Origin of the sequence: Arthrobacter sp. B6 (assembly GCF_001663775.1) — a bacterium.
GTDB lineage: Bacteria > Actinomycetota > Actinomycetes > Actinomycetales > Micrococcaceae > Arthrobacter.
Genome location: NZ_KV467168.1, coordinates 1,524,870 through 1,538,652 on the forward strand (window position 1 = coordinate 1,524,870; position 13,783 = coordinate 1,538,652).

Sequence of the window (13,783 nt, forward strand, 5' to 3'; positions counted from 1 at the left end):
CGAAGCGGACGTCCGGGTTCTGGAACGCGGTCCGGGACGCGGTGGTGAAGTCCTCGTACCTGGTGCCGATGCCGATGACCAGGTCAGCCTCGGCAGCGATGGCGTTCGCCGCCGTCGTGCCCGTGGAGCCAATCGCGCCGAGGGACTGGGCGTGGTCCCAGGGCAGGACGCCGACCCCTGCCTGGGTGTTCCCCACCGGAATCCCTGTCAGCTCCGCGAACCTGGCGAGTTCGTCGTTGGCGTAGGCGTAGAGGACACCGCCGCCGGCAATAACCAGCGGCCGCTTCGCCGCCCTGATAGCTGCAGCGGCGCGGGCGATGTCCTCGTCCTCGGCGTCCGGGCGGCGGATCCGCCACTCCCGCTCGGCCAGGAACTCCTCGGGCACGTCGAAGGCCTCGGCCTGGACATCCTGCGGCAGCGAAATGGTCACCGCCCCGGTCTCCGCCGGGTCGGTCAGGACGCGCAGGCCGTGGTGGAACGCCGAAAACAGCTGCTCGGGCCGGTTCACCCGGTCAAAAAACTTCGACAACGGCCGGAACGCGTCATTGACCGTGAGGTCGTACGCGTACGGCTGCTCCAACTGCTGCAGCACCGGGTCCGCGGCACGGGTGGCGAACGTATCCGACGGCAGCAACAGCACCGGAAGCCGGTTGGTGGTCGCCAGCGCCGCACCGGTCAGCAGGTTCGAGGAACCCGGCCCAATGGAGGTGCTGACCGCGAACGTCTGGCGGCGGCGGGTGTGCCGGGCGTAACCCACGGCCTGGTGGACCTGCGCCTGCTCGTTGCGGCCCTGGTAGTACGGCATGATCGCCGGGTCCAGCTGCTGATACTGCTTCAGAGCCTGGCCCACGCCGGCGACGTTGCCGTGCCCGAAAATCCCGAACGTGCCCGGGATCAGGCGCTCCCGGTACTCCACACCGCCCACCGTGTCCACGGTGTACTGCCTGGAAAGGTATTCAACGACGGCCTGGGCGACCGTCATCCTGCGTGTTCCAGTTGTGGTTCCCATTGTTACTCCGATGCTTCTGCGGTGTGGGCTGATGCCGTGTGGGCTGATGCGGCGTGTGTCAGGAGGGAAGCTGCGGTGGCGACGGCGCCGGCAACGTCGCCGTCCGCCGGATACAGGAGCGTCCGGCCCACCGTGAGGCCCTGCACACCCGGCAGCGCCAGCGCGGCTTCCCAGCTGGCAAAAACCTCGTCCTGGCTCCCGTCCGGGTCCCCGCCCAGCAGAACCGTGGGCATGGTGGTCGCCGCCATCACGCGCTCCATCTCCGCCACCACCGGAAGCTTCATCCACGTGTACGCGCTGGTGGAACCCAGGCCCTCGGCAATCGCAACGGACTTAATCACGGCGTCCGTGGACAGGTCGTTGCGGACCCTGCCGTTCTCACGGACCGAAAGGAACGGCTCCACCATAGCGATCAGCCGCCGCTCGGCCAAGGAATCAATGGCCTTCGCCGTCGCTTCCAGCATCGACACCGTGTCCGGGTCGCCCAGGCAGATCCGGGTCAGCATCTTCCCGCCGTCGGCACCCAGCGCCTGGAGGGCGGCGGCGGTATGGCCGGTAAAACGGTCATCGATTTCGTTGACCAGCCCGGCGAGCCCGCCGCGGTTCATCGAGCCAAACACCAGCTTCCCGTCGAGTGCGCCGAGCAGGAGCAGGTCATCCATGATGTCCGGCGAGGCCAGCACGCCGTCCACATCCGGGTTCGCCAAGGCAATCTGCAACCGGTCCAACAGCTGCCGCCGGTCAGCCATCGCCACAGGATCCGAACCAACTGCGAGGGCGCCCCTGGCCGGGTGGTCGGCAGCCACAATGAAGTTCTGCCGGCCGTACTTCAGGCCGGGGTGGGGGCGCCGGGCCTTCGCTGCCCGGGCCACGGCGTCCGGATCCTCAAGGCGAATGGTGCTCAAGTGCGCGTAACGGCGCGGGTCATCATCCAGGCCATTATTCGAGGCCAGAGGCGTCAGGATCACAGCGCTGCTCCTTGAGCGACAGAGGAACCTGGAACCAGGCGGCCGCGGTCCGCGAGCAGCGAAATGACCTCATCCGGCGTCGGCATCGCATCCGCGCAGGACAAGCGGGAGGCGACAATCGCGCCCGCAGCGTTGGCGTAATCCAGGACCTCGGCCAGCGGCCAGCCGGACAGCAGCCCGTGGCAGAAAGCACCACCGAACGAATCCCCGGCGCCCAGGCCGTTGACGGTCTCCACCGGAACCGGGGCCGACACCACCCGCTCGGTGCGGGTCTTCGCCATCACACCCTCCGGGCCGAGCTTGACGACGGCGATCTCCACGCCGGAGGCCAGGAGCCGGTCCGCCTGCTCATCAGGTGTCCCCTCCCCCACAGCCACGGCACATTCCTTGTCATTGCCAATGGCCACGGTGACATGCGGCAGGATCCTGGCCACCTGGGCCCGGGCTTCCTCTTCGGAAGCCCAGAACATGGGCCGGTAATCCAGGTCCAGGATGGTGAACTGGCCATCCTTCAACGCCGTGCGGGGCCTGGCTTCGTGGGCCGCAAGATGCGCGCCTCGGCTGGGTTCCTGGCACAGGCCGGTCACGGTGGACCAGAAAATCCGGGCATCCCGAATTGCATCGAAGTCAAGCTCCTCGGCCTGGATCTGCAGGTCCGGGGCAGTGGGGAAACGTCCGTAGAAATACAGCGGGAACTCGTCCGTAGCAGGCTTGATCGCACAAAACGTGACGGCCGTAGGCCACTCCTTCACTGCAGAGACGAAGCTGTCATCCACGTTGAACTTGCGAAGTTCCCGGTGCAGGTAGTTGCCGAAGGGGTCGTCCCCGGTGCGGGTGATCACACCGGTCCGGCGGCCATGCCGGGCAGCAGCGACGGCTACGTTCGACGGCGAACCGCCCAAGTATTTGCCGAAGGACGTCACATCCTCCAGGTCCACCCCGATGTCGTTCGGGTAGATATCAACGCTGATGCGCCCGATCGTGAGCAGTTCGTGGGTCACGGTAATCGCAGACCTTTCTGGTGTTGCCGGGCATCCGGAGCGCTTCTGCAGCGTGCGGCCTGCTAACGGCGGTAGGCGATTCCCAGTGAGCGCGGCCACATCCACTACTCTGCCCTAGAAATAACGCCGTGTCAAAGTTTGTCTTGACATACTGACATCATGCTCGCGAGCCGCCTCAGACCACAGCCCTTGACTCCAAATCTGCAGCGGAATAATATTAAACAACCAAAAGGTTGATAAAGCATTTGATTGATTAGGGCGGAAGGCATGCGGAAGGAGGTGGCGGACGAATGGACAGCGACGATGCGCTCCTTGATGCAGCCTTTATGGCACTGGCTGATCCCGTGCGCCGCCTCATCATCGCCCGGCTCAGCCGGGGTCCGGCCACCGTCAACGAACTTGCGGAACCCTTCGCGATCACCAAGCAGGCGGTCTCGAAGCACATCCAGGTCCTCGAGCAGGCAGAGCTGGTCACCAGGACCCGCGACGCGCAACGCCGGCCCGTCCACCTGAATCCCGCACGGCTGGAGACGCTCACCGCATGGATCGACCAGTACCGGTTGGTCCGCGAGGGGCAGTTCCGCAGCCTCGATGCCGTGCTCCAATCCAGTGCCGCCCCAAGCGGCACCCAGGCAAAGGACCCATCATGAGCAACGACCTGAAACTCAGCATCCCCGAAGGGCTCCCCTTCATCGACTACGAGCGGGAGTTTGACTTCCCGGTCGCGGACGTCTTCCGTGCGCACAAGGACCCGGACCTGATCGTCCAGTGGCTCGGCCCGCGGGGACTCAAGATGGTCATCAACCACTACGATTTCCGCACTGGCGGCGGCTACAGCTACCTGCACACGGGGCCCGATGGCGTGGCCTACGAATTCAGCGGCGTCTTCCACACCGTCCGCGACAACGAGTTCGCAATCCAGACCTTTGAGTTCGGCGGGTACCCGGATGTTGTCAGCATCGAGTTCCTCACGTTCGAGGACCTAGGCAATGGACGGAGCCGCATCCGCGGCCACTCCGTCTACCCCACGCAGGACGCACGGGACGGCATGGCACAGTCCGGCATGGAGCGTGGCATGACCGAGGGCTATGAGCGGCTGGATGAGCTGCTCAGCAGCGCCAAGGTCTAAAAGGCACACAAAGTACGACGTCGGACGGTCACCGTCGGCGGAAAAGGCGACCACCCGCCGTCGTACTTTAAACCACAAAACGCGGGGTCACCCGCCGTCCCGAAGGACGGCGGGTGACCCCGCGCTGCTTTGTGGAGCTGGCCTAGAGCGCTGCGTAGACTTCGCGCAGCAGCGTGGCGGTCTCGGACGGCGTCTTGCCGACCTTCACGCCTGCAGCCTCGAGCGCTTCCTTCTTGGCCTGGGCGGTTCCGGCGGAACCGGAGACGATGGCGCCTGCGTGGCCCATGGTCTTGCCCTCGGGAGCGGTGAAGCCGGCCACGTAGCCAACAACCGGCTTGGTGACGTTGGCCTTGATGAAGTCAGCAGCACGTTCTTCAGCGTCGCCGCCGATTTCGCCGATCATGACGATCGCCTTGGTCTCGGGGTCAGCCTCGAACGCCGCCAGGGCGTCGATGTGCGTGGTGCCGATGACGGGGTCCCCGCCAATGCCGATGGCAGTGGAGAAGCCGAGGTCCCGCAGTTCGTACATCATCTGGTAGGTCAGGGTGCCTGACTTGGAGACCAGGCCGATGGGGCCCTTGCCCGTGATGTTGGCCGGGGTGATGCCAACCAGCGCTTCACCGGGGGTGATGATGCCGGGGCAGTTCGGGCCGATGATGCGCGTGACCTGGTTGCCGTCGGCGTCAACCTTGGACTGGGCCAGTGCCCAGAACTCGGCGGAATCCTGGACCGGCACGCCCTCAGTGATGACAACTACCAGGCCGATGCCTGCCTCGATGGCTTCAACAACAGCGTTCTTGGTGAAGGCCGGCGGCACGAAGACGATGGAGACGTCAGCGCCGGTTTCGGCCATGGCTTCCTTGACGGTGCCAAAAACGGTGATTTCGGTTTCGCCGTGCAGGACGGTGGTTCCGGCCTTGCGGGCGTTGACGCCGCCAACAATGTTGGTGCCGGCCTTCAGCATCAGGGCGGTGTGCTTGGTGCCTTCGCCGCCGGTGATGCCCTGGACGATGACCTTTGAGTCCTTGTTCAGATAGATAGACATGGTGCGTCCCTTTACTTAGCTGCGTTGGCGAGCTCGGCGGCCTTGTCGGCGCCCTCGTCCATGGTGGCGGCCAGGGTAACCAGCGGGTGGTTGGCCTCGGCCAGGATGCGGCGGCCTTCCTCAACGTTGTTGCCGTCGAGGCGGACTACCAGCGGCTTGTTCGCGGAGTGGCCCAGCTCGGCCAGCGCACCAACGATGCCCTTGGCAACGGCGTCACACGCGGTGATGCCACCGAAGACGTTCACGAACACAGACTTGACCTGCTCGTCACCGAGGATGACGTCAAGGCCCGCAGCCATAACCTCTGCGGAAGCTCCACCGCCGATGTCCAGGAAGTTGGCGGGCTTGACGTTGCCGTGGCTTTCACCGGCGTAGGCAACAACGTCAAGGGTGGACATGACCAGGCCTGCACCGTTGCCGATGATGCCCACGGAGCCGTCCAGCTTGACGTAGTTCAGATCCTGAGCCTTGGCCTTGGCCTCCAGCGGGTCGGTTTCGTCCTTGTCCTCAAGGAGGGCGTGCTTGGCGTGGCGGAAGCCGGCGTTCTCGTCCAGCGAGACCTTGCCGTCGAGGGCTACGATCTCGCCTGCGCCGGTCTTGACCAGCGGGTTGACCTCAACCAGGGTGGCGTCTTCCTTCTTGAAGACGTCCCAGAGCTTGAGGATCACGGCGGCGACTTTGCCACGCAGTTCCTCAGCGAAGCCTGCGGCTGCAACGATTTCGTCAGCTTTGGCCTGGTCGATGCCGACTGCGGGGTCAATGGCGATCTTGGCGAGCGCCTCAGGGCGTTCGACGGCGAGCTGTTCGATGTCCATGCCGCCTTCAACCGAGCACATGGCCAGGTAGTTGCGGTTGGCCCGGTCCAGCAGGACGGAGAAGTAGTACTCCTCGGCGATGTCGGCGCCCTGGGCAATCATCACCTTGTTGACGGTGTGGCCCTTGATGTCCATGCCCAGGATGTTGGTGGAGTGCTCAAGTGCCTCATCGGAGGTCTTGGCAACCTTGACGCCGCCGGCCTTACCGCGGCCACCGGCCTTAACCTGGGCCTTGACGACAGTTACGCCGCCGATCTTCTCGGCAGCTGCCTTTGCTTCTTCTGGGGTGTACGCCACGATGCCGGCAAGCACGGGTACACCGTGCGCCTCGAACATATCGCGCGCCTGGTATTCAAACAGGTCCACGGTTTAGTGTCCTTCTACGTCGAAGTAGTTTCTGTACAGTCGGACACCGTCGAAGACGATGACCGGGCTGCGGAATTGCACTCACCGCCAGGCCTGTTGGAAACAAGCCACGCGGCGTGATGCTCCATGGGGAACTCTAGTCCTTTGTGGGGACCGGCCCGTCCCAGACTACCGCTTATGTGAGTAACGACACTATTCTATGGAACGTAGAAAAAGCCCTAGATTACGGGGTTTTTGGGGCCCCTGGCCGGGCCGGGGAGGAGGCTTTCGACCCTTCGGAAATAAGTTCGTAGCTTTCCCTGGCAACAAAGAACCCGACGCCGGCCGAGACGTTTCCGCATGCCACGCCACCGTTATAGGCAGAACACCGCAGCCCGTTCCGCTCCAGGTTCTGGCCCTTGGCGAGCACTGGCAGTTGGGTGATGGGACCGGTTTTGTTCCCCTTCGGCCCGTAGGCCGCCTCCATTTGTGTGACGCCGGAACGGCACCCTCCGTAGGTGGCGGACTCGGGTGTCAGCAGGGCAGTCCCGCCGAGATACCCAAGGCCCGTGCCGGCGCAGTCGTCTTTCACGTCGGCCGCAGCGGGCTTGGGATACTTCGCGAGTTCGCAGTGCGCCACAGGGACCGTAGCCAGTTTGTTGTTCGCGCCGTCGCTGAAGTTGTTCTGCTCATAGGGGAGGTTGACGTGTTCCCCGCGCGCCGATGTCAGTGAACACACGATGTCGCGGTCCTCCGTAACGAAGGACAGGATGTCTTCGCCAGCCCTGAATGGGGCAGGGTCAACGAGTGCTGCCTGCTCCAGCTGCTGCAGCGCGGGCAGCGGGGGCGGAGCCACGTAGCCGGGATCCTCTGTGGTGATGGTGCACGCCGTGGCCGGCAGCAGGAAGAGGGCGGCCAGGATCCCCAATACAGTCCGTCGCATGGCCTCCATTATGCCCGTCGGGTGGCGTCCCCCGCCGGACGGCTTCCCCACACCCTCCACAACGATGGCGGCAGCCTCGGCTGGGTCTGTCGAGACGAACTGCTCACGCATCTTTCGGGCGCGGTCCTTCCAGGCGGGTTCCTTCAGAACTTTTTCGACGGCCGTGGCAATGTCTCCGGGCGTGGGTGAATCGGATCGGAGATTTATGCCGACACCGGCATGTTCCACCCGGGCATTAACGTCGCTCTTGCCCTCATTGATGCCCGACACCACCAACGGGACACCCTTGGACAGGCTGAGCTGCACGCCTCCGAACCCGCCGTTGGTGATGAAGACGTCGGTGAAGTCAAAGACTGTCGCGAAATCCACGTAGTCCCGCACGACCACGTTGGGCTGTTGGTAGCGGGCTTTGAGCGCTTCCGTGCCGCGTCCTCCGGTAGCAACGATGACCAGGGCGTCCATGTCCTTCAGTGCCTCGAGCGCGGGGATAATCAGCTTGTTCTGGTCAGCGTTGTCCACCGTCCCCTGGGTCACAACGAGTGTGGCCGGGTAGGACCGCGGAAACCCGCCGCCGCCCTCGGTTCCTGGAACAACCTGGCCGGGGGTCCGGTGCGGCAGAAGGGCTCCGACGTAGTGGACCCTGGGGTTAACGCGCCGTCGGGGGAAATCAAGTGACTCCGGGCCGGTCTGGATGATGGCATCCGAACAACGGTAGGGTTCGTCCGTCAATCTCCCGCGGCGGGGCACCACCTGGCCATAGGCCTCGTGCTGGCGCCGGTAGCTCTGGTTGGCGGGCCTCATTATGACTTTGTCGGAAAGGAGGCCCGCTGCAGTCTGGATCGTCCGTTCCACCGGATTCCGGGGTGGCCTGAACCCGAAAAACAGCGGCGGCACCAACGGATCACTTTCCATGTTCGGAACCACCACGAAACTCACCAGGGGCTTTCCCAACAGATGTGAGATAAGCCGCTGGATGAACATGGAGCTATCCACCACCGCAACGTCGAAAGGAAAGTCCGCGTGCAACTCCCGGATGTCCTCGAAGAAATTGCTGAGGTTGCTGGCAAAGATCTTCTCCCCGTCGAAGCCGATGGCCAGCGGGCCTTTGAGCTTGGCCCGTTCCGGGTACAGCTCGTTCAGGTTGTCCGCCCGGTGCTCAATGGCCCGGCGGAAGGGGAAGTGCGGAATGCCGAGGCTCTGGAGCTTCGGCGCGAACACCGGGCCCGTGTACCAGCGGACGTCGTGGCCGCGGGCCTTCAGACGCATCGCCACGCCTGTCATGGGGTTGAAATGGCCGTCAACGGCCTGGCTGGCGAAAAGGATGTTCATGTGAACCCGCTCCGGTTGCGCTGATCCCGCGAGGAAAGCTTCCTGAACCCTATTCCTGCGGCAAAAGCTATGCAAGGGTCCCGCCCGTGCGGCGTGACCCTGGCAACTGACGCGTCGTGCCTAGGCGTCGAGCTTGGTCAGCGGCGCGTACCGCAGCAGGAGCCGCTTCTCCCCCACATCGAATTTAACCTTCGCCACGGTCTTGTCTCCAGCCCCCTCCAAGGCCAGCACCGTGCCATTGCCGAAGCTCGTGTGATTGACCTTGTCCCCCACCCCGACGGCAACGATTTCCTTCTGCGGCTGCACCCGGTTCTTGGCGATGGCGGCGGGAACGTCAGCGTTGAAGCCGGCTGACGAGTCAGCCGCCGCGCCGCGGGCCGTGCCCGCACCCCAAAAGGATCCGCTGTACCTGTTGGACCCGATGGATCCGCCGCCCCAGCCGCCGCTCGACTGACGGCTGGTGCCTTCGCGTTTCCACTCCACCAGTTCGGCGGGGATTTCCTCAAGGAACTGACTGGCCGGGTTGTACTGACTCTGGCCCCACATGCTGCGGACCTCGGACCGCGTGACGTACAGCCGCTTGCGTGCGCGGGTGAGGCCCACGTAGGCAAGCCGGCGCTCCTCTGCGAGTTCCTTGGGGTCGGTGGCGGAACGCTGGTGCGGAAACAAGCCGTGCTCCATGCCGGTCAGGAATACGACGGGAAATTCGAGCCCCTTGGCGGTGTGGAGGGTCATCAGGGTGACAACTCCAAGCCGCTTCGCTTCCGCCACGGCAGCGTCAATGTCAGCACCCGGGGCGTCCGGGATCTGGTCGGCGTCCGCCACCAGCGACACCTGTTCCAGGAAGGCACCCAGCGATCCTTCGGGGTTCTCCTGTTCGTATTCACGGACGACGGCAACCAGTTCCGCCAGGTTTTCCACGCGGGACTCGTCCTGCGGATCAGTACTCGAACGCAGGCCGGCCAGGTAGCCGGTCTGCTCCAATACGGCTTCAAGGGCAGCGGCAGCACCGGAACCGGCCGCTACTTCCGCGAGGTCGTCGAGGAGTTTCACGAAGCCCAGCACCGCGTTGACGGACCGGGTTGCCATGCCCGGAGCTTCCTCGGCCCGGCGTGCTGCAGCCATGAAGGACATGCGTTCCCGCTGTGCGAGCGCAGCCACAGCGCCCTCGGCGCGGTCGCCGATTCCGCGCTTCGGTTCGTTCAGCACCCGGCGCAGGTTGACGTCGTCATCCGGGTTGACCAGTACCCGAAGGTACGCGAGCGCATCCTTGATCTCCTTGCGCTCGTAGAATCGCGTGCCGCCCACCACCTTGTACGGCAGCCCCACGCGCACCAGCACGTCCTCGATGGAGCGGGACTGGGCGTTGGTGCGGTAGAAAATTGCGACGTCGCCGGGGCGGAGGTTGTCCTCGTCCTGCAGCCGATCAATTTCTTTGGCGATGAACTGCGCTTCGTCGTGTTCGTTTTCGCCCACGTAACCGATGATCTTATGGCCCTCGCCCTCGGCGGTCCACAGCCGCTTTTCCGGACGGTTGGGGTTGCGTGAAATGACGGAGTTGGCGGCGCTGAGGATGTTCTGCGTGGAGCGGTAGTTCTGCTCCAGTTTGATCGTGCGCGCCTCCGGGTAGTCGTGTTCGAACTCCACAATGTTGCGGATGTCGGCACCGCGGAAAGCGTAAATGGACTGGTCGGAGTCGCCCACCACCGTCAGCTCGGACGCGCCGGGCCCTTCGCCGACGATTTCCCGCACCAGCGCGTACTGGGCGTGGTTGGTGTCCTGGTATTCGTCCACGAGGACGTGCCGGAACCGCCGCCGGTAGGAGTCTGCGAGCGCGGGGAAGGCCCGGAACATGTAGACGGTCTCTGCGATGAGGTCGTCAAAGTCCATGGCGTTGGCCTGCCGCAGCCGTTGGGTGTAGCCCTTGAAAACGTCTGCCACGGCGGACTCGAAGGGATCGTTGTAATTGGCAGACGAGGCATAGGAATCGGCGTCGATGAGTTCGTTCTTCAGCGCCGAAATCTTGTGCTGGATGGCCTTGGGCGCGAACTTTTTGGGGTCCAGGTCCAGGCTTTTGGACACCTGCGTGACCAGCCGCAGCGAATCCGCGGAATCGTAAATGGAGAAGTTGGACTTCAGCCCGATGTTGGCAGCTTCCTGGCGGAGGATCCGCACGCAGGAGGAGTGGAACGTGGAGATCCACATGATTCTTGCACGGCCGCCCACCAGCGCTTCGATGCGCTCCCGCATTTCCGCGGCCGCCTTGTTGGTGAACGTGATGGCCAGGATCTCGCCGTGGTGCGCCCGGCGTGTGGCGATGAGGTAGGCGATCCGGTTGCTGAGCACGCGGGTTTTGCCCGAACCTGCACCGGCCACGATCAGCAGGGCGGTGCCTGCATGCTTGACGGCCTCTTCCTGCTGCGGGTTGAGTCCTTGCAGCAGCTCCGCGGCGTCCGGCCGGTGGTGGGCCGGCTGGCGGGTTTCCGCGTGCCCGCCACCGCCGCCCCCGCCCATTTCGGCGGCCTGGGCCACGCCTTCGGGGCGTGACTTGGTGCGGGCGGCGGCCGCCGGGGCGGCCTTGAACGGTCCGTCAGAGTACGGGTCAAACAACATATCCATGGTGCCTACAAGTCTAGGCGGTGGGGCCGACACTCTGTTCCGGCCTGTGGATTACTCCATTCCCCTGGCTCATCCCCCAAAGTCATAGGAGTTTTTGTCCACTTACGGCGACTTTCAGCCACTTAAACTCGCCGTAAGTGGACATAAACTCCTCGAACCGCGACTCAGGCCACCGAGCCGGACTCAAGGGCTGCACGCAGCTCGCGCACCGCCGTCGTGCCTCCGGCCATGAACCATTCCAGGCCGTTGATCCGGACGGTGTCCGTGGCGCCGCCGGCGGCGCGCACGATTGCCTTCCCGGGGAGCCAGTCCCACTCGGGGCAGCTGTGCTGGAACCAGCATCCCAGCTGGCCGTCGGCCACCCGCCCCAGGTCGCAGGACCCGGAGCCGAGCATCCGCAGTGCCGCGGCGGAGGTGGCAGCGGCGTGCCAGGGCATGGCGCACATTGGATCCATCAGCCAGGTGGGGTGGATGTACGTTGCCGCGCCGAGTTCCCCCACGGGCGTGCCGTTGCGGGATCCGTTGTTGTCGCGGAAAACCCCCAGGCTCTCGCCGTTGAGCGTTGCGTGGCGCGTGCTGCCGCCCAGCCAGAGCTTGTCCTCTTCAGGCTGGAAAATCGCCCCGAGCAGCACGTCCGACGAGTCCTTGAGCGCGATCGCTGAGCACCAGTACGTGGAGCCATGCAGGAAGTTGTACGTGCCGTCCACAGGGTCGATGACCCAGGTCCGGCCGCTGGTCCCCGGGACCGACGCGCCTTCTTCGCCCAGGATGCCGTCCTCGGGCCGGCAGCGCCGGAGCTGTTCCAGGACATAGGCCTCCGCCGCATGGTCCGCGGCGGTCACGACATCGGAGACTGAGGTCTTCTGCTGCGACTGCAGGCCGGCCATCCGCATCAGCAGGGCCAGCTGCCCTGCCTCCCGGACCAGCGCGGACGCCAGCTGGTAGTCGTCCAGTGAGGGGTCAAGTTCAACAGCGCTGTGCCGGCCTGTGGTCATGCCCCCAGTTTATGGGGCGGGATAATGGTGCCATGGCCAAGACACCTGCACAGCGGATCAAGAAGCACGGCTCCAAGGCGGCTGTCCCGCAGCACCATCTCCCGCCGGTCATCAATCCCACCACTCACCGCTCACCGCAGAAGGCCCGGAACAACGGCAACCTGATCGTCATCGCAGGCGTGGTGGCCAGCCTGTTCCTGTTCTGGTACGTCCACCTGCTCACCCTTGACCAGCTGCGGCAGCTCTCCGGCGGGCTGGCGATGCCGGATTCCCTGGTGGGCGGCTTTGATGCCGCCTACGTCGGCGAGCTAAACGCTGCCATGGACGACGACGCCCGCGGCCAGCTCAACTACGTCCACAAGACCGCCGGTACGCTGTTCCCGCTCATTTTCGGCTTCACCTGGCTGCTGCTGATCGGGACCAACGTGGCCAGGAAGTCCCTCCGCTGGGTCCTCTGGGCCGTGCCGCTGCTGTTCGTGGTGGTCCGGCTGTGGGGCAACGTCGCCATCGATGCTGCGCTGGCAGCGGGAACGCCCGACGCCGGCCAGGTCGCCTTGGCGTCTGCACTCACCGTTGCGGGGTGGGTCCTGTTAGTCCTCAGCCTGCTGGCAGGGGCGGCGGCGGTGTTCATGGGGAAGAGGCCCGCTGCCGGATCCGCTAGGCCCGCGCCCCAGCAGTAGCAAGGCCGCGCCGCTCCTGGCGGTGCCGGTGGACCCGCTGCGCGATCACCAGACCGGCGGTGGCTATTCCCACGGTAACGGGATATCCCATCAGCCTTTCGAGCGTGCCCGGCTCCGGAACGTCCATCCTTGTCAGTCCGCCAGTAACCAGCGCGGCGGCCGACACCACGCCGCACACCAGGATGAACCATCCCAGCGGCGTCTGGTCCAGCCACAGGATGCCCAGCACCAGCAACGCCACGGCCCCGGCGATGAAGTACATGAGTGCGCCGGCAAAATGCCAGGCGGACCCGACATCCTCCGGAACCAGCCCGACGATGACAGTGCCTGTACCAGCCGTTCCGGTAAGCACCCGCATCCCTATGGCCGCCAGCCGTGGTTTCCTGCGGCCGCCCACAGGGACCCTGACACCAGCCCGGGCTGCAACGCACAACAGGCCTGAACTCAGCAGCAGCGCCCCGAGGAACATGCCCAGCCCCTGGACCACGAACGAGGTATTCATCAGCCAATACAGCGGCGAACACACGTCCCGGCCGTCGTAGATCCCGCAGTTAACCGCGCCCAGGTCGCTGATGTAGCCGGTCCGACGGTCGTAGGGCTGCGGTCCGGCCCACGCGCCAATCACCGCAGCTTCCGCGGCAAAATACTGCAACACGCTCAGGACAGACCAGGCGCCGATGTACTGCCGGGTGGAGGCCGTGTCCGGAATGTAGGCGGCCGCTGGAGCGGACGTCGGGCCTGATCTCATGCCAAGAGCGTAGTACGGCCTCCCACCTTGTATGCTTATATCCGTGTCCGGACGGACCGGCCCTGCCGGAACAAACGGATACGCGCCCTCGTAGCTCAGTGGATAGAGCACGGCTCTCCTAAAGCCGGTGTCGTTGGTTCGATTCCAATCGAGGGCA

The 13,783-nt window shown here is 64.8% G+C and carries 12 protein-coding genes, 1 tRNA gene and 1 pseudogene; 4 read left to right on the forward strand and 10 right to left on the reverse strand.

Annotation, left to right across the window (positions count from 1 at the left end):
- From AU175_RS06570 to iolC, 3 genes are all read right to left on the reverse strand, one after another.
- The coding region (locus tag AU175_RS06570; protein ID WP_442855307.1) for a thiamine pyrophosphate-binding protein at window positions 1-982 on the reverse strand (982 nt) is incomplete at its 3' end.
- Between the two features lie 29 nt (window positions 983-1,011).
- Window positions 1,012-1,977: a Cgl0159 family (beta/alpha)8-fold protein gene (locus AU175_RS06575; RefSeq protein ID WP_066286841.1), complete on the reverse strand. Its 966-nt coding sequence runs from the start codon at window positions 1,975-1,977 to the stop codon at window positions 1,012-1,014.
- Window positions 1,974-2,978 carry a 5-dehydro-2-deoxygluconokinase gene (iolC, locus tag AU175_RS06580; RefSeq protein ID WP_066286843.1) on the reverse strand — a complete coding sequence of 335 codons (1,005 nt, stop codon included), beginning with the start codon at window positions 2,976-2,978 and terminating at the stop codon, window positions 1,974-1,976. Before iolC ends, AU175_RS06575 begins: the two co-directional genes overlap by 4 nt.
- Window positions 2,979-3,268: 290 nt before the next feature.
- On the opposite strand from iolC, the gene AU175_RS06585 reads away from it, so the two are divergent.
- Window positions 3,269-3,628, forward strand: coding sequence for an ArsR/SmtB family transcription factor (locus AU175_RS06585; protein ID WP_066286845.1), 360 nt, complete (start codon window positions 3,269-3,271; stop codon window positions 3,626-3,628).
- The gene (locus tag AU175_RS06590; protein WP_066286847.1) at window positions 3,625-4,107 is read left to right on the forward strand and encodes an SRPBCC family protein; all 483 of its coding nucleotides are present in this window, start codon (window positions 3,625-3,627) and stop codon (window positions 4,105-4,107) included. The genes AU175_RS06585 and AU175_RS06590 overlap by 4 nt, the downstream gene beginning before the upstream one ends.
- Before the next feature lie 142 nt (window positions 4,108-4,249).
- Here AU175_RS06590 and sucD read toward each other — a convergent pair whose 3' ends face one another.
- The 6 genes and pseudogenes from sucD to AU175_RS06615 form a co-directional block, all read right to left on the reverse strand.
- The gene (gene sucD, locus AU175_RS06595) at window positions 4,250-5,152 is read right to left on the reverse strand and encodes a succinate--CoA ligase subunit alpha (RefSeq protein ID WP_066286849.1); all 903 of its coding nucleotides are present in this window, start codon (window positions 5,150-5,152) and stop codon (window positions 4,250-4,252) included.
- 11 nt (window positions 5,153-5,163) lie between these two features.
- Window positions 5,164-6,333 (reverse strand): ADP-forming succinate--CoA ligase subunit beta, encoded by a 1,170-nt coding sequence (gene sucC, locus AU175_RS06600; protein WP_066286851.1) that lies wholly within the window; start codon window positions 6,331-6,333, stop codon window positions 5,164-5,166.
- A gap of 223 nt (window positions 6,334-6,556) precedes the next feature.
- On the reverse strand, window positions 6,557-7,264 hold the full coding sequence (locus tag AU175_RS22305) for a hypothetical protein (RefSeq protein WP_066290683.1): 708 nt from the start codon (window positions 7,262-7,264) through the stop codon (window positions 6,557-6,559).
- Window positions 7,265-7,324: 60 nt separating this feature from the next.
- Window positions 7,325-8,584 (reverse strand): annotated as a pseudogene (locus AU175_RS22605) (glycosyltransferase); the annotation flags it as partial.
- 120 nt (window positions 8,585-8,704) lie between these two features.
- Window positions 8,705-11,197: a DNA helicase PcrA gene (pcrA, locus tag AU175_RS06610; RefSeq protein WP_442855308.1), complete on the reverse strand. Its 2,493-nt coding sequence runs from the start codon at window positions 11,195-11,197 to the stop codon at window positions 8,705-8,707.
- 170 nt (window positions 11,198-11,367) lie between these two features.
- On the reverse strand, window positions 11,368-12,198 hold the full coding sequence (locus tag AU175_RS06615; protein WP_066286856.1) for an inositol monophosphatase family protein: 831 nt from the start codon (window positions 12,196-12,198) through the stop codon (window positions 11,368-11,370).
- 32 nt (window positions 12,199-12,230) lie between these two features.
- On the opposite strand from AU175_RS06615, the gene AU175_RS06620 reads away from it, so the two are divergent.
- The gene (locus AU175_RS06620; protein WP_066286857.1) at window positions 12,231-12,878 is read left to right on the forward strand and encodes a hypothetical protein; all 648 of its coding nucleotides are present in this window, start codon (window positions 12,231-12,233) and stop codon (window positions 12,876-12,878) included.
- Here the strand turns inward: AU175_RS06620 and AU175_RS06625 are convergent.
- Window positions 12,856-13,626: a DUF998 domain-containing protein gene (locus tag AU175_RS06625; protein WP_066286858.1), complete on the reverse strand. Its 771-nt coding sequence runs from the start codon at window positions 13,624-13,626 to the stop codon at window positions 12,856-12,858. The two genes, AU175_RS06620 and AU175_RS06625, sit on opposite strands and share 23 nt — an antisense overlap.
- 84 nt (window positions 13,627-13,710) lie before the next feature.
- On the opposite strand from AU175_RS06625, the gene AU175_RS06630 reads away from it, so the two are divergent.
- Window positions 13,711-13,783 (forward strand) — tRNA-Arg (locus AU175_RS06630).